The sequence below is a fragment of the Pseudomonas sp. E1BtOHC1 genome, assembly GCF_058744285.1.
On sequence record NZ_CP196023.1, the window covers coordinates 246,441 to 264,824 of the forward strand.

Genomic DNA, 18,384 nt, shown 5'->3' on the forward strand with positions numbered 1-18,384 from the left:
GCTGGGCCATTATTCTTGGGTAAAGTGCGCACCATCATCGACCACGGAGCCGGCCATGACCGACAAGAGCCAACAATTCGCCAGCGACAACTACTCCGGCATCTGCCCTGAAGCCTGGGCCGCCATGGAGCAGGCCAACCACGGCCACGAGCGCGCTTACGGCGACGATCAGTGGACCGCTCGCGCCTCGGATCATTTCCGCAGATTGTTCGAAACCGACTGCGAAGTGTTCTTCGCCTTCAACGGCACCGCCGCCAACTCCCTGGCCCTGTCGTCGCTGTGCCAGAGTTACCACAGCGTGATCTGCTCGGAAACCGCCCACGTCGAAACCGACGAATGCGGTGCACCGGAGTTCTTCTCCAACGGTTCCAAGCTGCTGATCGCCGGCACCCAGAACGGCAAGCTGACCCCAGAATCGATCCGCGAAATCGCCCTCAAGCGCCAGGACATCCACTACCCCAAGCCGCGAGTGGTGACCCTGACCCAGGCCACTGAAGTAGGCAGCGTCTACACCCCGGAAGAAGTCCGTGCCATCAGCGCCACCTGCAAGGAACTGGGGCTGAACCTGCACATGGACGGCGCACGCTTCTCCAACGCCTGCGCCTTCCTCGGCTGCACCCCGGCGGATCTGACCTGGAAGGCCGGGGTGGACGTGCTGTGCTTTGGCGGCACGAAAAACGGCATGGCCGTGGGTGAAGCGATCCTGTTCTTCAACCACAAGCTGGCGGAAGACTTCGACTACCGCTGCAAGCAGGCCGGCCAACTGGCCTCGAAAATGCGCTTTCTCTCGGCGCCCTGGGTCGGCCTACTGGAACACGACGCCTGGCTCAAGCACGCCCGCCACGCCAACCACTGCGCGCAACTGCTCGCCAAGCTGGTGGAGGACATTCCCGGTGTTGAGCTGATGTTCCCGGTGCAGGCCAACGGCGTGTTCCTGCAGCTCTCGGAACCGGCGATTGCCGCGCTGACCGCCAAGGGCTGGCGCTTCTACACCTTCATCGGCAAAGGCGGCGCGCGCTTCATGTGCTCCTGGGACACCGAAGAAGAGCGCGTGCGCGAACTGGCAGCCGACATCCGCACCGTGATGAGCGCCTGACCCACAAGCCAGGCGTCGATCCCGCCGACGCCTTCGCCGGCAAGCCGGCTCCTACAAGGGCCCGCGCCCTCTCCGCTCCCGTAGGAGCTGGCTTGCCAGCGAAGAGGCCCCCAACCCGGGTGCCGATCTCGCCGACGCCTTTGCCAGCAAGTCCCCCTCATCAGTTCACAAATTCCTGAACTGATTATTTGCCGCCACTGATTCAACAACCGCTGCGTTTGTCCGAGACTCCGGGGTCGACCTATAAAAACAAGGCTGTAGCCCATGACGACCTCTTCTTGCGTCACCGAGAAAGCCCATCCTCCGGGCCTTGCGATCGAAACCCGTTCCATCGACTACGTGCCGCGCCATGAACGCCACGGCAAGGTCTGGCATCAGGGGCCCTTCTGGTTCACCGGCAACTTCGTACTCACCACCATGGTCACCGGCTTCACCGGCGCGGCCCTGGGCCTGAGTCTGCACTACGCCATCCTGGCAATCGTCATCGGCGTGTGCCTGGGCACCTTCTGCATGGCCTTCCACGCCAACCAGGGCCCGCGCATGGGCCTGCCGCAGATGATCCAGTCCCGCGCCCAGTTCGGCCTGCGGGGCGCCATCGTGCCATTCACTGCGGTGGTGTTCGTCTACATCGGCTTCAACGTGTTCAACGTGATCCTCGCCACCGACGCCATCAATACAGTGATCCCCGGCGCCCGGGCGCCCTGGTACACCCTGATGATCGCCCTGGCGGTGCTGATCGCGGTGGTTGGCCATGACCTGCTGCACACCGTGCAACGCTGGCTGACCTACGTGATGATCAGCGTATTCGCGGTGCTCACCGTCAGCGCTCTGCTGACCCTGCAGGCCGACTCGGCCCTGGCCGACCCGCACTTTTCCTGGTCGGCATTCCTGATCCAACTGTCGGCCGCCGCCGGTTACCAGATCAGCTATTCGGTGTACGTGTCCGACTATTCGCGCTACCTGCCGCACCAGACGCCATCGCGCCAGGTGATCTTCTGGACCTACCTGGGCGCCGCCGGCTCGGCCCTGTGGCTGATGTCCCTGGGGGCCTTCCTGGCCTCGGCCCTGCCCTCCCCCGATGCCATCGCCAGCGTGCGCGAAGTGGGCAACCGCCTGATTCCCGGCTTCGGTACTTTCACGGTACTGATCGCGGTGCCGGCACTGGTGGGCATCATGGCGGTCAACTGCTACGGCGCCATGCTCACCGGCATCAGCGCCGTCGACGGCTTCAAGTCGATCAAGCCCAACCTCAAGAGCCGGGTGACCGGCATCCTGCTGGTGGCGGTGGTGATCTTCCTGATCGCCATGAACATTCCCGAAAGCTACCTGGGCAGCTTCAACACCTTTGTCCTGCTGATGCTGTATTTCCTGGTGCCCTGGACCGCGGTCAACCTCGCGGACTTCTACCTGGTGCGCAAAGGCCGCTACGCCATCAGCCACATCTTCAATCCCGCCGGAATCTATGGCCGCTGGTCCAGCGCCGGGTTGCTGGCGTATTTCCTCGGCCTGCTGGCGATGGTGCCGTTCATGTCCCTGAGCTTCTACCGGGGCCCGCTGTCCCAGGCCCTGGGCGGCGCCGACATCGCCTTCGTGATTGGCCTGGCGGTGGCCGGGCTGGTCTACTGGGCCCTGACCCGCAACCTGGACCTGGAAGCGGAACGCCTGGCCATCCAGGCCAGCGAACAGCAACTGGAAGGAGGCGCGCAATGATCCCCCAGACATCCCTGAAAGTGGCCTGCCAGCAGCTGGCACCACGGATCGGCGACCTGGACTACAACCGCACCCTCAGCGCCGAGGCCATCCGCCAGGCCGCCGCCCGCGGCGCCCAGGTGGTGGTGCTGCCGGAACTGGTGCAAAGCGGCTACGTGTTCAGCGGTCTGGCCGAAGCCCTGGCGCTGTCCGAACGCCTCGACGGGCCGACCCTCAGCCTGTGGAAAAGTCTCGCCCAAGAGCTGCAGGTGGTGATTGTCGGCGGCTTCTGCGAGCGCCTGGACGATGATCGGGTGGCCAACAGCGCCGCCCTGATAGAGCCGGAAGGAACGCTGACGGTGTACCGCAAGGCCCACTTGTGGGATCAGGAGAACCTGATCTTCACCCCGGGTGACGAGCCGCCACCGGTGGTGGCCACGCGCTTCGGGCCGATTGCCATGATGATCTGCTACGACCTGGAGTTCCCCGAGTGGGTGCGCCTGCCCGCCCTGGCCGGGGCGGCGCTGCTGTGCGCGCCGGTGAACTGGCCGGACGGCCCGCGCCCGGTGAGCGAACGGCCGGCGGAGATGGTTCGGGTACAGGCCAATGCGGCGGTCAATCGGATGTTCGTTGCCGCTTGCGATCGCTGTGGCGAGGAGCGCGGGGTGAACTGGGTGGGCGGCTCGACCATAGTCGATGCCGATGGCTATCCGTTGGCGGGCAAGGATCGGGAGAGCCGGGAGCAACTGCTGCTGGCGGATCTGGACCTGGCCCAGGCCTGGCACAAGTCCATCAGTGAACATAACCACGTGCACCTGGATCGGCGTCCGGCGTTGTATCAGTAACCGGGTTGCCCTTGTTCGCTGGCAAGCCAGCTCCTACAGGAAACGGGTGTAGGAGCCGGCTTGCCGGCGATCAGAACTCCACACGCACATCGCCCTTGGGCACGCTGCAGCAGGACAGGATGTAGCCTTCGGCTTCGTCCTCCTCGGTGATCCCGCCGTTGTGTTCCATCTCCACTTCGCCGCCCAGCTTGAGCACCTTGCAGGTGCCGCAGATGCCCATGCCGCAGGCCTTGGGAATCATCAGACCAAGCTTGGCCGCCGCCGCGTGCACGGTTTCTCCCGGGGCCACGCGGATGCTCTTGCCGGAAGCGGTGAACTCCACCTGATGCAGGTCGGCAATATCCACTTCCGGCGCTTCGGCGGCTTGTTCGGCATGCTCCACGGCGTCAGCCCGGGCTTCGGCCGGGGTCGCACCGAAGGATTCCTCGTGGTAACGCGCCATGTCGAAACCGGCGGCTTCCAGCAGGCGCTTGACCGCACTCATGTAGGGCGTCGGCCCGCAGCAGAACACTTCCCGCTCAAGGAAGTCCGGGGCCATCAACTCCAGCATCTTGTGGTTCAGGTAACCGCGATAACCGGCCCAGGGCTCGCCCAGACCGTGTTTCTCGCAGATCAGGTGCAGGCTGAAGTTGTCGATCCGCGACGCCATGTGTTCCAGCTCGCGGTGGTAAATGATGTCTTTGGGTGAGCGGGCGCTGTGGATGAACACCATGTCGACGTTGCCGTTGGTGTCGTAGAACCAGCGCGCCATGGACATCACCGGGGTGATGCCGACGCCACCGCTGAGATAAAGCACTTTCGGGCTGGGGAAATCGATGGCGTTGAACAACCCCACCGGCCCGTGCACCGCCAGTTCCTGGCCTTCGTGCAGGGTGTCGTGGAGCCAGTTTGAAACCTTGCCTCCGGGCACGCGCTTGATGGTCACCGAGAAGCTGTAGGGCACCGACGGCGAGCTGGAAATGGTGTAGGAACGCATCACCGGCTGGCCTTCGATTTCCAGCTCCAGGGTGACGAATTGCCCCGGTTTGAAGAAGAACATGATCGGCTGGTCGGCCATGAAGCAGAAGGTCCGCACATCCCAGGTTTCCTGGATGACTTTGACGCAACGGACGATGTGACGGCCATTGGCCCAGGTCTGGGTGGTTACCGGGTTGAGGAAGGTGTTGGACATGCTGTTCTCCACGGCCGACTGTCGGCGTCTTGTCAGCGATTCTGCGTAAGGCTTCTCGCGCCCATTTACCTATCTGCGACATTCACATGCTTATCGCGACCAGCCCCCAGTTACAGGGGCTCCCCCGTCGGGAACAGATTGGGCCATGTCGCCCATGGATAAGGTTCAAGGCGCCTGCGGACCCACACTCGCCTCAAACACGACAGCCGATTTTTCGTGACTTGCGTAGCACCCACCGTAGCCACTATTTAATTCGCCGGCCGCACCGAACGGCCATGAGGACTTGAACGATGGACGTCACCGCAACCCTGAGCTTGGGCGATCCACTGGAACCCGCACGCAAGGCCACTGCACAGATGCTGCAGGAGCGCGAGCGGACCTTCTCCCTGCCGCAGCCCTTCTACTGCGATGAAAGGCTGTTCGATATCGACATGCAGGAGATCTTCCAGAAGGAATGGCTGATCGCCGGCATGACCTGCGAGATCCCCACCAAGGGCAACTACATCACCCTGCAGATCGGCAAGAACCCGATCATCGTCATCCGTGGCGCCGACGGCGTGGTCCACGCCTTCCACAACGTCTGCCGCCACCGCGGTTCACGGCTGTGCACCAGCGACAAGGGCAAGGTGGCCAAGCTGGTCTGCCACTACCACCAGTGGACCTACGAGCTGGACGGGCGCCTGCTGTTCGCCGGCACCGAGATGGGCGCCGACTTCGACATGAAGCAATACGGCCTGAAACCGGTGAACGTGAAGACCGCCGGCGGCTACATCTTCATCTCCCTGGCAGAGAATCCGCCGGCCATCGACGACTTCCTCTCCACGCTGGCCCATTACATGGAGCCCTACGACATGGAGAACACCAAGGTGGCGGTGCAGACCACCTTGCACGAAAAGGCCAACTGGAAACTGGTGCTGGAGAACAACCGCGAGTGCTATCACTGCGGCGGCTCGCACCCTGAATTGCTGAAAACTCTGCTGGAATGGGACGACGTCACCGACCCCCGGGCCGACCAGGCGTTCAAGGACCACGTGGCCGCTTCCGCCGCCGCCTGGGAAGCCGAAAAGATCCCTTACGCCCACGCCAGCTTCGGCCTGCGCAATCGCATCGTGCGCATGCCCCTGCTCAAGGGCACCGTGTCCATGACCATGGACGGCAAGCAGGGCTGCGCCAAGCTGATGGGACGGATCAAGAACCCGGATCTGGGCTCGATGCGCATCCTGCACCTGCCGCACTCGTGGAACCACTGCATGGGCGACCACATCATCGTGTTCACCGTGTGGCCCATCAGCGCCCAGGAAACCATCGTCACCACCAAGTGGATCGTGCACAAGGACGCGGTGGAAGGCGTGGACTACGACGTCGAGCGCATGCGCCAGGTGTGGGATGCCACCAACGCCCAGGACCGGCGCCTGGCGGAAGAAAACCAGCGCGGCATCAACTCCACCGCCTACCAGCCGGGTCCGTACTCCAAGACCTACGAGTTCGGCGTGGTCAACTTCGTCGACTGGTACAGCGAGCGCATGCTGAGCAACCTCGGTGCGGAACCGGCGCCTTACCTCAAGGGCGTGCCGGTCCACGGATAAACCCGGCCGCGCGCAATCAGCAATAAACGCTCAGACAAGAGCCCGGGGGCGGGGTGCGCCCGCCCCCGGGTGCTGCCGTTACAGCCGGTCGTTTCAAGCAAGCGGCCAACTGATGGCGCCGTTCTCGCCAACAAACGCCTCGGTGAGCGTCTCGCCCTGCAACTTCACCCTCACGTAACCGTTGCGCACCCGCAGCGGATAGTTCGGATCATCTGCCGACAAGGTTTCCGACCATTGCACCTGAGGGTTGCCCTTCAGCTCGCTGGTGGGGCCATAGGGGATCGCGCCGTGACCGATGCAGCGTCCGTACATGCCGTTACTAGGTGCGTAGCAGATGCCATTGTGCAGGTGCCCCCAATACCAGTAGTCCGGCAACCGCCCCAGGGCCGCGACCACCTGTTTGTACAGCGTGGTCTGCTGCTGACCGCTGATGTCCAGCCCCTGGTGATGACTGAGCACGATGATCCTGCGCCCCTGCCCCTTGCTGGCCACCAGGTCCTTGAGCCATTGCTGCTGCGGGGCATTGAGGTTGCCGTCCATGTACAGGTTCATTTCGTCGGCGGCATAGGCGCTGTCCAGACCGACGATCAGCCAGTGGCTATTGAACAGGGCAAAGTAGCTGGTGCCTTGCTGCTTGGGGAACAGCGCCTGGATCTCGGCGAAGTAGCCATGGGCACCGCTGTACATTTCGTGGTTGGAGTTGAGGCTGAAGGACGCCTGGCTGCCCATGGGCCAGTCCGTGAGGTCGGCGTCCTCCTCGCTGCCGGTACCGGCGTAATACACATCTCCCAGGTGGATGGTGAAGTCCGGCTTGTCCTGGGTGATCAAGTCCGCCACGCGCTGCGCTGCCGAATCGGGCTGGAAATATCCGGTGCCCCAATCCCCGGCCATGTCCAGCAGCACGTTGTCGGCCATCTCGATCAGCGCCGGGGTGGTGCCGAAGGCCGCGTGCTTGCGCAGGTTCTCGATCCAGTTGAGCAAGGCCTCGCTCCAGCGCAGGTCCAGCAGCTCCCATTGGCGACAGCCCAGCAGGGTGCCGTCCTTCATCACCTGGGTCTTCAGCTCGTCCACCGTTTGCGGCAAGGGCGAGGCGTTCCCCAAGTGCAGGACCGACAGACCGTGGGCCAGTTCCCAGGGCACCGGCGCCTGACCGGGGGGCAAGTCGCCGTGGATCAGGGCGTACTGCGCCTGGTCATGGGCGCGCTGCAACAGTTGCACGATCGCCTGCAGTTCCGCCGGTTCGAGCTGGCTACGGAGTTTTTTCCAGGCCAGGTCGAGCCTGGCCAGCAGCCCGTCGACCCGGGCTTTCACCTGTTCGTATTCATGTTCCAGATTGCTCACAAATGACATGCTGGCATCCCTCTTGATGGTCCCTTTGCACAAACGCCGGACGGGCGTCACAGGGTCTTCATGTATTCGATCAACTGCCATTTCTGCTCTGCGGAAAGCTGCGTGCCGTACAGATGGCCGCTGTTGCTGTTGCCCTCCAGGTGGGTGTCGTACTTGAAGTGGCCCGGCCCCTGCACCGTCGCACCGCTGGTGATGAAACCGACCTTCTGCGGGTCATACACATCCGAGCCGGTGTAGAACACCTGGGGCCTTAGCTCCGGTGCCTGCAACAGGTCCCAGAGGCTCGGCACCGAGCCGTTGTGCAGGTACGGCGCCCGCAGCCAGACACCGTCGGTGGGGGTGTTGCTGTAGCTCTGGGTCTTGCGATAGGCACCGAAGTCGAAAGGCGGCTTCTTGAAGCCATGGAAGGCTTGCACCAGGCCGGTGGTGAAGGAGTCCAAGCGGTGGGGATCGGTGCCCAGCGTCTGGATACTGGTGGTGACCTGCCCGGTATCGGCCTTGCCGAAGTCATGACAACCGGCGCAGTTGGCCTCCCACAGCGGCTTGCCCTGAGCGGCCTTGGCCTGATCGATGGCAAACGGCCAGGTCGGCGGTTTGTGCCCCAGCAGCCAGTTGGTGACCCGGTTGAAACTCTGCGGCAGCACCGATTCCGGGGTCGCACCCACCGCCATCGCCGCCGCGTAGTTGCGCTCGCGAATCTGGTTGTTGTTGCCGTCCCAGTGCAGGTACATCGATTCCCGGGGCTTCTGGTTCCAGATCTGCGGCAGGTCCACGGTGCCGATGGTGGAATCGTCAGGGAAGCCGAACACCACCATCTTGGTCGGGTTGAAGGTGTCGGTGCGCCCCGGGCCTTGCTGCGGCCGCAGCTTCTGCCAGGCATAGGCCTGCTTCTGCTTGAGCAGCGCACTCTTGGCCATGGGGATGATCAGGTAGCGGTTGTACAAGCGCTCGACAAAGCCCAGCTGGAACTTGGCGTTGATCGCGTTCATCACCGCATCCACGGTGAATTTCGGATCGCTGGCACAGTCGTAGGCGAACCACTGGAAGGCCTGGAGCTGCATCAGGTTGGCCGGTGCAGTGGGCACCACCTGGGACACATCGCTGGCGCTGGCCCGGTAGGCACCGGTGTGGCACAGGGCGCAGTTGGGTTCCACCGTCGGGTAGCCCAACTGCCGTTTGGCCATGCCCACCGGCAGGTCCCGGCCGTTCTCGTAGAGAAAGCCGAAGACCTCGTAGCCACCGGGCCGGGGCAGTTTTTCCGGGCACAGTTGCGGCAGCACGGCGAACAGGTAGTAAGGAATCCGCGCCTCGATCCCCAGGCCGATGGCGGCGTACTTGAAGTGATCCTCATCGGAGGCTTCCGGCGGCTGGGGCACCTCGCGAATCATGTTGACCCAGGTGGCATAACCGACCACCCCCAGGACCAACAGCAGGACCAGGCTGCCCACGCGAAAGCTGTGGCGCTTCCAGCAGGCGGCCCAGTACTGGCGCCAGTCGTGCAGCCCGGCACAGAGCAAGGCCCAGGGCCGGTTGGCCGGGGCACTGCCCAGGTACAGCAGGATGCCGAGGATCAGGAACATGCTGAGGTCGCCCATCAGCATGGGCACGAACACCTGGGCCTGGTTGCTGGTGTCGATCAGGTAGATCCAGAACGCCACGGCGATCAGCCGCGACAGCACGCACAGCCAGGAATGCACCACAAAGCGCGGCGCGTTGCAGCCCGAAGGCATGTAGAACAGGCTGATGCCCACCAGCAGCATGCCGGTGTTTTCCAGCCAGGGGTCGGACAGCACCGGCGGCAAGCCGACCACCGCGGTCAGCAGCGCCGGGGCAAACAGCGCCGGCAGGGCGAACACCATGTTCATGGCGATGCCCAGCCAGATAAAGCGTTGGAACCAGCGGATATAAGCGTTCATCTGAACCTTCCCTGCATCCATGTGTAGCCGCTGCCGCAGGGCAGGCTCCAGGAGCCTGTCCTGCGGTACCTATCGCCAAGCCCGGTTGCGGCACGGGCGCACCGCAGGCCGCGAGCCGGTCGTCGTCAGCCCAGGGCGGTCTTCTCCAGGTGCGCCAGCATCAGCGGGTACACATCCACCACGGCGTTCTTGCCGAAGATGCAGTCGATGTGTCCGTAACCCGGCACCACGTGGCGGCTGAACAGCTCGGGGCCATGCAGCTGGCACAGGCGCTCATAGGTCTTCTGGGTGCTTAACGGCAGGTAGCACTGGTTGTCGGCGCCGCTGATAAAGCAGATCGGCAACTTCAGCCGGTCGAAATGCGGCATGTAGACGTCACGCCCCTTGAAGTCCACCAGGTGCCCCTTGCGACAGATCAGTGCCAGATGCTCGAAGGTCTCGATATTGGAGGCGCCGAACAGCTCGTGCAGGTTGTCGTGCAAGGTCTGGTTGAGGGTGTCGTGGCGGTACAGGGAGGCGTACATGAAGGTGATGCGGTGGCACACCGGATTGGTGCAGTAGCCCTGGGCCTCGATCCGCGCATAACCGTTGAGCGCCGTATCGTAGAGCCGGTTGAACAGGCTTTCCTTGCTGTCGGCGTAGGCCGTCAGCGACCTGATGCCGATGGCGTCGAGCATGCCCGGCAGGTGCAATCCGGCCTTGATCCCGGTAGCGGTGGCCACCACGGTGTCGGCGGCAATCTGCGAGCAGACCACCGAACGCACGTCCTGCAGGCCCGCCAGCAACGACATGAAGAAGGTCGTGGCGCCGTAGCAATGCACCACGCATTGCACGTCACGGGCCCCGGTCGCCTGCTTGATCTGGCCGATGGCGGCCTTGAAATCATAGGCCGCGATCTGGTCGCCATTGCATTCCTGCTTGCTCGCCGGCAGTAGGATGCTGACCCGGAAATCCAGGAGCCAGACGTCATAGTCGTGCTTGCACAGGTACTCCAGCAGGTTGGTCTGGATGGTGTCGGTGGAGAAGATGTTGGAGCCCACGCCCAGGCCGTGTACCAACATGACCGGGCCTTTGCTGCCGGCCTGGTAGCGGGTCAGGCGCAGCTGCACCCGGTCTTCGGTTTCGAAGAACTGCACCGTCGGCACCGGCGCATCCAGGGGCCGCTTGATCCGCGGCGGCGCGTCGGGATTGAAGTAGATGTCCCCGGCGAATACGCCGCCGTAGCTTTCCCAGAGAATCCCGGCGAAGAACTTGCCGAAGCGCGCCAGGGCCTCGATGCGCTCACGCTCGTTGCGCGCATTGAGCACTTTCATGGTGGTCATCTGCTTGGCGAAGTCCGCCGGCAGAATGTGCATCACCCCGGAGCCGAGCACCGGGCCGCTCTTGTTCTGGCCGCGGTACAGGGTCACATACAGGGTGCTGGTGTCGGGCCAGATGTTCAGCACACCGTGATCCTCGGGCACGGTCTTGAAGGCACTGAAGTAGTACTCGTTACCGTCCTCGGCGGTCAGGCGCATGTCGTAGTTCATGTGGCGCACGCCTACCTGCTGCTGGAATTCCTCGAACAGGTTGAACACCCCGTGGCTGGCCACCAAGGGCTGTGCCGACAGCGCCGGAGCCTCCAGGGTGCCCACCAGGGTGGCGGCGTGCTCGGGCTCCTTGATCATCCGGTTGAGGTCGTTGGCCGTGATGGTCAGGGTGAACTCGATGGGGGAGTTCTGCGCCTCGCCGCGCTTGGCCGCCTCCTGGTAGAGCGCCAGATCGGTGCCCTGGGGCTGGGTGAAGGCGGTGGAGAAATAGCCCTTCATGGTCTCGGTGAACTGCACGCCCAGGGTCGGCGCCGGCACCGCCTTGCTCGGGGCCGAGGGCAGGCTGTAGTCGATCTTCCAGCCGCGATCTTCGGCCAGCAGGCGCATGTTGCGCTCACTGACCGCCGAAATGGTCAGCAACGGATTGACCGCCAGCGAGGTGGGAATCACCGCGCCGTCCGCCACATACAGCCCGGGATAGACCTGGCTGCCGCTGACGCCGCTGAACACCTGGCCCTTGTGGTTGACCACCCCCTGGCCGGCGTCTTCGCCCATTACGCAGCCGCCCAACGGGTGCACCGAGACGATGCTGTGCTTGAGCAGCTTGGTCCAGATCGGGTTCTCCACCCAGACTCCACCCAGCGCCTTGGTGCTCTGGTACAGGCGCTCGTTGCCGAGAATCACATTGGGTTGCTGACCAACCCCGGGCCAGTCGATGCGCAGCTGATCCTTGGCGTCCAGCAGCATGCGGCCGCGCCCATTGTCATGACTCATGATCAGGTAGGTCTGCATGTTGTGCAGCGCGCCGTAGTAAGGCCCCCGCAGAAAGCTTTCGGCCTCCCGCGCCTTGTAGCCCAACTGGCCGCTGAGGCTCTGGTCGGTGGCCTTGCCCAGGGTGCTGGCGAACAGCGCCATGCTGGGCACCATGGCCCGGCCCAAGGCGCCGGGAATCGACCCCTCCTCGATGACCATGCGGCTGCGCCAGTCGCCTTCGGTGCGCATGTCAATGATGGAGGTGATACACGGCCCCACGGGTTTGAGCTCACTGGCCGAATGGGTGCCGAAACCGATGCCGTTGATGGTTTGCTCACAGTTATGGCCGAACCCGAGGATGTCGCCGTTGCCGCTCATGTGCTCACCCAACTGGTCCGAGGTGGACAGGCCCTTGGCCTTGGAGCGCAGGAGGATTTCCGTGGAACCCAGAGTGCCGGCACTGAGCACGACGATGTCGGCCTTGACGAACAGGGTCGGCGCCGAGAACTTCTCGCGTCCGCTGTCCAGGTATTGGAAGTGCACGATCCAGCCATCCCCCTCCTGCTCCAGGTAACGCACCTCAGCCTGGCAGAAAATCTCGGCGCCATGATTGCTGGCATCCGGCAGGTAATTCATCAAGGTGGTGTTCTTGGCCTTGTTGTTACAGCCCGAGACACAGTCGCCACAGTGGTTGCAGGGCAGTTGCTCGACCCCGACATGGTTGAGGTTGTTGGGCAGCTTGGCGAAGGTCACGTTGATCGGCGGCTTGTAGAAGTGCGCGCCCTGCTTGAGAAACTCCGCGGACTTCTGGTTGGCCTGGAGCTTGGGCAAGGTGGGCGCCGAGTCGGGATAGGGAGTGGGCTTGAGCATCTCCCGGGCCCGGGCATACCCCTCCTTGAGCAGGGTATCGCGATGCTCGCGTACCGCCCGGGGCCAGCGCGGATCGTCGAAGACCCCGGGCTCGGGCTCAAGGGCGACGTTGGCATTGATCAGCGATGTACCGCCCAGGCCGCAACCCACCACCACGTTCTGCTGGGCATTGACGTGCAGATCGAAGAGCCCGGTACGCGAGCCGATATGGCCGTCGGGATCATGCACCTGCAACTCCTCAGTGGCCGTGGCCAGGGTGTTGGGGTACTCGCCAGGCTGGATCTCCCGCCCTCGTTCCAGCAGACAGACCCGCCGACCAGCCCGGGACAATCGGGAAGCGGCGATGCCCCCCCCGTAGCCGGAGCCGATGACAATAACGTCGTAGTGTTCCTGGATCTCGCTGATGGGGGTCGCGATCCGAGTCATGGCGGGGTTCCTCTCAGGCAGATGGGGCAACTCTGTGGTCGCCTCTAATGGGTAAAACCGATCGCGCAGCAGGCAGCCGAACGGGCAGGCCTTGGCGCCAGAAACACAAACAGTGGAATCAGTGATGGAGTCGGAGCCGTTAGCTCGCGGGCAAGGCTATAGACGAGCGCGCTGATTGGCGGCGCGGCGACGGGTACGTCGAGGTAGGGAAGTCCGGATCGGGGAAACCTGCGATAAACGACAATCCATTGCCTGCGCTCCCCCAACCGTATGTGGATAAGTAGCTGCTAAGTCCTTGTGCCATCAGTGAAGACAGGCCACTTGTCACTGTCAAGAAAGCCATTAGAACTGTATGAAATTTGATCTATTGCCTTACACGCTATGAATTACAAGGGGCGCAGCCTTCCGCGAACATGTTATCCACACCTTGGCCCACAGCAACTGTGGGCAAGTGCGCAGGTGTTGGGGATATTTCAGTGGGCAATGCCAAGAAAATCCGTGACTTATGGGAAAACAGCGGTTTCTCCAGCGTTTGATCAATTATTGAACAAAACTCTGAAACCCCCGTATTCAAAGGCCTGTAGCGGAAGGCGAACACCTTATCCACAGAACGGCCAACAGACTTTGGGGGCAACTGGGGCCAGAGGCGCCAGCGACTGTGGAAAACCCCTGGAAGCCGCGAAATATCGGGGCTTTACCCGAATAATCGAGCCTGAACAGCGTACTTGGATGTTTTTTGATCAACCCATTCAAAGCCAGGTTCTGCGGGGCCTGCAGCGGTAAGCGAACATCTTATCCACAGAAGCGCCAACAGACTTTGGGGGCAAGTGCTGTGCAAAAGTCTCTTCGGATAATTCCCTGCCCTGGAAAAAAAGCCATAAAAATCGCCAGCTTAGGCTGGTCAAATTTCGTACAGATGGCTACAGGGCTTGTTCCACATGGGCTTGAGCAAGGCGCGAACACCTTATCCACAGGTACGCACACAGGGATTGTGAGTAACCCATCGCGACTCTTGTAGGCGCTGGCTTGCCAGCGAATGGCGATGCCCAGAGATGTGCAAAAACATGACGCCCCCTTCGCCGGCAAGCCGGCTCCTACGGTGGGTGCAGGCGCGATTTCCCTTATAGGAGCTGGCTTGCCAGCGAACGGCGGTGTCCAGAGGTGGGGTTGTGCATAAACCTGAGCTCAGCGGACCACGCCTTCTTCGATGAGCAATTTGAGAATCGCTTCGGCGCCGGCTTCCGGGCTGACGCCCTTGAGCACTTGCCCGGTGCCGCCGCTGGCCTTGGCGGTGGCGGCCTTCATGCGATCCGCGCCGCTCTTGGCCTTGATCACTTTCAGGCGCTTGGGCCGGGGTTTGGCCGGTTGCAGACTGGAGACGGTGAGTAACTCGTCTTCCACCACCACGACCTGATCGGCCTGCAACAGACCACGGCGCGCCGGGCCATAGGCGCTCTGGCGCGGTTTCGGCGCGGCGTTATCCACAGTGGCGAGGAATGGCAGGCGCACCTTGAGTCGCCGCCGCTGGCCACGGGGCAAAGCTTGCAGGACGTGGGCCACGCCATCGGTCAGGGATTCGACGTGCGCCAGTCCCACCACCAGCGGCCAGCCCAGGCTCTCCGCCAGCAGGAATGGCAGCATGCCGGAGCCTTCGCCGGTTTCCGCCTGGCTGCCGGTGAGCACCACCTGAACGCCCGCGTCGCGCAGGTACTGGGTCAGGATCGGCAGGGCATCGGCGCCTGCCGGCTGTTCCAGCACATGCAACTGCTCCAGCCCCATGCCCAGGTAAGCGCGCAGAGCCGGCTCGGCGACGTCGCCGGCATGCAGCACTTGCAGCTTGTCCCCAGCCAGTTGCAGGCCCAGTTCCACCGCCCGGGCGTCCTGTTCGGCACGCCGCGGGCGACCGGAGGTCGGGTGCGCACCAATCGATACCAGGCTGATCACATTGCTGTTCATAACGTCCCCTTAAGCCGCATCGCGCTTGGCGTCGTTGCGGTAGGCCGCCACCGCCGCGATCAAGGCCTTGAGAATTTCCGCGCTGTCGCCAATCACCGACAGGTCGGCGCGTTTGATCATGTCGCAGCCCGGGTCGAGGTTGATCGCCACCACCTTGTCGCAAGCACCAATGCCCTGCAGGTGCTGGATTGCCCCGGAAATCCCCACCGCCACGTAGACCCGCGCGGTGACCCAGATGCCGCTGGCCCCCACTTGCCGGTCCCGGGCCATGAAGCCGTCGTCCACCGCCACCCGCGAGGCGCCTTCGGTGGCGCCCAGGGCCGCGGCGGTCTGGTGAAACAGTGGCCAGTCCTTGACCCCGTTGCCCCCGGAAAAGATGAACTCGGCCTCGGCCATGGGAATCGCCGCCGGGTCCACCGCCACCGCGCCCAAATCCTCGATCCGCGCCAGGCTGCGGGCCACGCTTGTGGATAACTCCACCGGCAAGGCTTCGTGGCGGGTTTCGCTGACCGGCTCGGCACATTCGGCCGCGGCCAGGATCAACCGTGCCACTGGCCGCGCCAGGTCCTGTAGACCGGCACCGGCACGGCCGATGCACTGGCCGTCCTTGACCTGCCAGACCCGGGTCGCCGGGCGTTCGCCCAGGGCCGCGGCAAAGCGCCGGCCCAGTTCGCCACCCCCGGTGCGGCTGTCAGGCAGCAGCCAATGGCGCGGGCTGAACTGGTTATCCACAGCCCGCAGGCCCTGTACCCGTTGTTCCGGTGCATAACCGTCGAACTCGCTGCCTTGCAGCACCAGCAGGCGGTCGACACCCGCCGTGGCAAAGGCCGACTCCTTGTGCTCGCCAAACACCACCGCCAGCACCGCGCCGTCCTCGCCCGCCAACTGATGGGCCAGGCCCAGCAGATCGCGGTCGTGACTGCTCAGGCGGCCGCCAACCATGTCCGGCACCACGCTGATGTAGAACGCCGGCTGCGCCACTTGATGCAGCGGCAACTGCACCTCGGCCGCCGCCGTGCGCTTGGCACTGCCGCCCTGCTGGGCGCCACTGCGGTCGATGCGTTTGAGGCCGTTGGGGCCGATGAAACCGATGCCATGGGGATTCTTGCGGATCAGGCCATTGGGCCCCATCCAGCTGTGTTGCGCCGGCTGCATGGCCGCGTGCAGCGGGTGCAGGCGGTTGCGGGCAATCCATTCGGCCCGGGGATCGCGGCGGATAATGTCGCTCATCAGTGCACCTCCGCAGGTTCAGGTTTCACCGACGCCGGCGCTTTGCCCGGAGCGGCGTCTTCGAGCAAGGCATCGGCCACCAGTTCGGCGATGTCCTTGATCATCGGCCGCGGCTCCACCACCCCTTCGAGCATGGCGGTGCACTGTGGACAACCCACGGCTACCAACTCGGCGCCGGTCTCGCGGATGTCTTCCATGCGCATGTCGGGTATCCGTTGCTTGCCCGGAATGTCGGTGATCGGCGCCCCGCCGCCACCGCCGCAGCAACGGGAACGGAAGCCCGAGCGCTGCATTTCCTTGATCTCGATGCCCAGGGCCCGCAGTACGTCCCGAGGAGCTTCGTACTCGCCGTTGTAGCGGCCCAGGTAGCAAGGATCGTGATAGGTCACGCTGCTGCCCTTGTGCTGGCCCAGGTTCAGCGCACCGGCACCAATCAACTCGGCCAGGTAGGTGCTGTGGTGCTGCACCAGGTAGTTGCCGTTGAAGGCGCCGTACTCGTTTTTCAGCACATGGAAACTGTGGGGATCGCAGGTAACGATGCGCTTGAAGCGGTACTTGGCCAGGGTCTGGATATTGCGTTTGGCCAATAGCTGGAAAGTGGCTTCGTCCCCCAGGCGTCGGGCCACGTCGCCGCTGTCGCGTTCTTCCAGGCCGAGCACGGCGAAGTCCACCTTGGCCGCCTTGAGCACTTTGACGAAGGCGCGCAGGGTGCGCTGGTTGCGCATGTCGAAGGCGCCGTCGCCGACCCAGAACAGCACGTCGGTGCTTGGTTTTTCGCTAAGCAGGGTCAGGTTCAGGTCCGCCGCCCAGTTCATCCGCCCACCGGGGTTGAAGCCGCCGGGGTTGTCGGTGGCGATGAGGTTCTCCAGAACCTCGGCGCCCTTGTTCGGGGTCGCGCCTTTCTCCAGGGTCAGGTGGCGACGCATGTCGACGATGGCGTCGACGTGCTCGATCATCATCGGACACTCCTCGACACAGGCGCGGCAGGTGGTGCAGGACCACAGGGTCTCGGCGTCCACCAGGCCGTTGACGATAGGCTGGTGCGGGTTGCCGCCATGTTCGCCAATGGCTTTGCCACTGCCGTCAAGGGATGGGTACGGGCTGCCGGCGAACTGTGCGTCGGTGCCGCCGGCCAGGCCGACCACCATGTCCTGGATCAGTTTCTTCGGGTTCAGCGGCTGGCCGGCGGCGAAGGCCGGGCATGCCGCCTCGCACTTGCCGCACTGCACGCAGGCGTCGAAGCCCAGCAGTTGGTTCCAGGTGAAATCCTTGGGCTTTTCCACCCCCAAAGGCGCGCTTGGGTCTTCCAGGTCCAACGGCTTGAGGCCAGTGGAGCGTCCGCCACCAAAGCGTTCCGCGCGCCGGTGCCAGGCCAGGTGCAAGGCGCCAGCGAAAGCGTGCTTCATCGGCCCGCCCCAGGTCATGCCGAAAAACAGCTCGGACACGCCCCACAGCACACCGACCGCCAGAATCGTCGCCAGCAGCCAGCCTCCGAAATGTTCCGGAAGGATGCCCGCCACCGGCAAAGTCACCAGGAAGAAACTCACCGAGAACGCCAGCAGGCTTTTCGGCAGGCGCATCCACGGGCCCTTGGACAGGCGTGCCGGTGGATTGCGCCGACGCTTGGCGACGAACAGCGCGCCGACGAACATCAGCGTGGTGGCCAGCAGCAAGGCGTAGCCGAGAATGCGGTTATGCAGACCAAAACCATGAACCAGGATCGCCAGCACCGCCGCCAGGACAAAACCGCCCGCCGTGGCCACGTGGGTGTTGGCCATGTATTTGTCCCGAGCCACCACATGGTGCAGATCCACCATGTAGCGCTTGGGCATGGCCAGGAGCCCGCCGAGCAGATCGACCTTGGAGGCTCGCCCCCGGCGCCACATGGCCACGCGTCGCAGCGCGCCGAGGACCGCAAGGCCGACGGCGGCGAACAACAGAATGGGAAGAAGGGTGTTCAACATGGT

The 18,384-nt window shown here is 63.7% G+C and carries 11 protein-coding genes; 4 read left to right on the plus strand and 7 right to left on the minus strand.

Annotated elements, in window-relative coordinates; translation table 11 throughout:
• Positions 1 to 55 precede the first annotated feature (55 nt).
• The 3 genes from ACSSVC_RS01160 to ACSSVC_RS01170 all read left to right on the plus strand — a co-directional run bounded on the left by ACSSVC_RS01160 (position 56) and on the right by ACSSVC_RS01170 (position 3,630).
• The gene (locus ACSSVC_RS01160; RefSeq protein ID WP_346633155.1) at positions 56 to 1,096 is read left to right on the plus strand and encodes a threonine aldolase family protein; all 1,041 of its coding nucleotides are present in this window, start codon (positions 56 to 58) and stop codon (positions 1,094 to 1,096) included.
• A 264-nt stretch (positions 1,097 to 1,360) separates the two neighbouring features.
• On the plus strand, positions 1,361 to 2,806 hold the full coding sequence (locus ACSSVC_RS01165; RefSeq protein WP_492611918.1) for a purine-cytosine permease family protein: 1,446 nt from the start codon (positions 1,361 to 1,363) through the stop codon (positions 2,804 to 2,806).
• Positions 2,803 to 3,630, plus strand: a complete 828-nt coding sequence (locus tag ACSSVC_RS01170; protein WP_346633157.1) for a nitrilase-related carbon-nitrogen hydrolase — start codon at positions 2,803 to 2,805, stop codon at positions 3,628 to 3,630. Before ACSSVC_RS01165 ends, ACSSVC_RS01170 begins: the two co-directional genes overlap by 4 nt.
• Positions 3,631 to 3,700: 70 nt before the next feature.
• Here the strand turns inward: ACSSVC_RS01170 and gbcB are convergent, their stop codons facing one another.
• Positions 3,701 to 4,801, minus strand: a complete 1,101-nt coding sequence (gene gbcB / locus ACSSVC_RS01175) for a glycine betaine monooxygenase reductase subunit (protein ID WP_346633158.1) — start codon at positions 4,799 to 4,801, stop codon at positions 3,701 to 3,703.
• Positions 4,802 to 5,091: 290 nt separating this feature from the next.
• Between gbcB and gbca the strand changes: the two genes are divergently transcribed.
• The gene (gene gbca / locus ACSSVC_RS01180; protein ID WP_346633159.1) at positions 5,092 to 6,387 is read left to right on the plus strand and encodes a glycine betaine monooxygenase oxygenase subunit; all 1,296 of its coding nucleotides are present in this window, start codon (positions 5,092 to 5,094) and stop codon (positions 6,385 to 6,387) included.
• Positions 6,388 to 6,480: 93 nt separating this feature from the next.
• Here the strand turns inward: gbca and ACSSVC_RS01185 are convergent, their stop codons facing one another.
• From ACSSVC_RS01185 to dgcB, 6 genes are all read right to left on the minus strand, one after another.
• Positions 6,481 to 7,737 (minus strand): metallophosphoesterase family protein, encoded by a 1,257-nt coding sequence (locus ACSSVC_RS01185; RefSeq protein WP_492611919.1) that lies wholly within the window; start codon positions 7,735 to 7,737, stop codon positions 6,481 to 6,483.
• 47 nt (positions 7,738 to 7,784) lie between these two features.
• Positions 7,785 to 9,653: a c-type cytochrome gene (locus ACSSVC_RS01190; RefSeq protein WP_492611920.1), complete on the minus strand. Its 1,869-nt coding sequence runs from the start codon at positions 9,651 to 9,653 to the stop codon at positions 7,785 to 7,787.
• A gap of 125 nt (positions 9,654 to 9,778) precedes the next feature.
• A complete protein-coding gene (locus ACSSVC_RS01195; RefSeq protein WP_446439346.1) occupies positions 9,779 to 13,231 on the minus strand; it encodes a GMC oxidoreductase in 3,453 nt (1,150 codons plus the stop codon).
• A 1,185-nt stretch (positions 13,232 to 14,416) separates the two neighbouring features.
• A complete protein-coding gene (gene etfB, locus ACSSVC_RS01200; protein WP_346633163.1) occupies positions 14,417 to 15,187 on the minus strand; it encodes an electron transfer flavoprotein subunit beta in 771 nt (256 codons plus the stop codon).
• Between the two features lie 9 nt (positions 15,188 to 15,196).
• On the minus strand, positions 15,197 to 16,417 hold the full coding sequence (gene etfA, locus ACSSVC_RS01205) for an electron transfer flavoprotein subunit alpha (protein WP_346633164.1): 1,221 nt from the start codon (positions 16,415 to 16,417) through the stop codon (positions 15,197 to 15,199).
• Positions 16,417 to 18,381, minus strand: coding sequence for a dimethylglycine demethylation protein DgcB (dgcB, locus tag ACSSVC_RS01210; protein ID WP_346633165.1), 1,965 nt, complete (start codon positions 18,379 to 18,381; stop codon positions 16,417 to 16,419). Before dgcB ends, etfA begins: the two co-directional genes overlap by 1 nt.
• Between the last annotated feature and the right edge of the window lie 3 nt (positions 18,382 to 18,384).